Annotated in this window: 1 protein-coding gene; it reads left to right on the plus strand. The window is 71.6% G+C overall.

The window, feature by feature from the left end; genetic code table 11:
• Positions 1-271 precede the first annotated feature (271 nt).
• On the plus strand, positions 272-730 hold the full coding sequence (locus B2J89_RS21175; protein WP_169170812.1) for a RidA family protein: 459 nt from the start codon (positions 272-274) through the stop codon (positions 728-730).
• Positions 731-920 lie beyond the last annotated feature (190 nt).

Here is a 920-nt window from a genome sequence, read left to right on the forward strand (position 1 = left end):
CCTGCAGCAGCGCACCGGCGACGCAGCCCAGCAGTGCCGTCGGCAGCAGCCAGGCGCGCTGCGGCAGCGGCGCTGCGGGAGGCAGAGCGGGCGACAGGACATCCATGACCGCCATGCTAAGCGCGGCCCGTCCCCTGCCCTGCCGTCCGGCCGGGCCAGCGCCTGTGTAACACTTGCACGCTGCCCCGGCACGCGGGCTGCGGCAGCCCTTCGTCCGGAGCGCAACGCCGCCCACGGACGGGGCCTTTCATTCACCGAGCCAAGGAAGACCATGAGCGTTTACGACCAACTTGCAGCCCTGAACATCACCCTGCCCCCGGTGTCCACGCCGGCGGCGGCCTATGTGCCCTATGTGCAGACCGGCAACCTGGTGTTCCTGAGCGGCCACATCGCGCGCAAGGACGGCAAGCCCTGGGTGGCCCAGCTGGGCCGCGACATCACGACCGAAGAGGCCAAGGGCGCCGCGCGCGCGGTGGCCATCGACCTCATGGGCACGCTGCACGCGGCCACCGGCGGCGACCTCAACCGCGTCCAGCGCATCGTCAAGCTCATGAGCCTGGTCAATTCGACGGCCGACTACACCGAACAGCACCTCGTGACCAACGGCGCCAGCGAGCTGCTGGGCCAAGTGTTTGGCGAGCGCGGCCAGCACGCGCGCAGCGCCTTCGGCGTGGCGCAGATTCCCCTGGGCGCCTGCGTGGAGATCGAACTGATCGCCGAACTGGCCTGACGCTCAAAATGAAAAAGGGCGGCACGCTGGCCGCCCGGGGGTGCTGGCAGCGCGGCACCGCGCTGCAGCGTCAGAAGCTCTCCCACTCATCGTCGGCCCCGACCACGGCGGCCGGGCGCGCCGCGGCAGGCGGCACGGGCGCTTGCGCGGCAGACAGGCGCTGCGGCGGCGCTTTCGCCGCCGGGCTGCG

The sequence above is a fragment of the Acidovorax sp. SRB_24 genome (assembly GCF_012931925.1).

Bases quoted from the DNA above. Each gene is read 5' to 3' on its own strand.
- B2J89_RS21175 (WP_169170812.1), top strand. From the start codon at position 272: ATGAGCGTTTACGACCAACTTGCAGCCCTGAACATCACCCTGCCCCCG.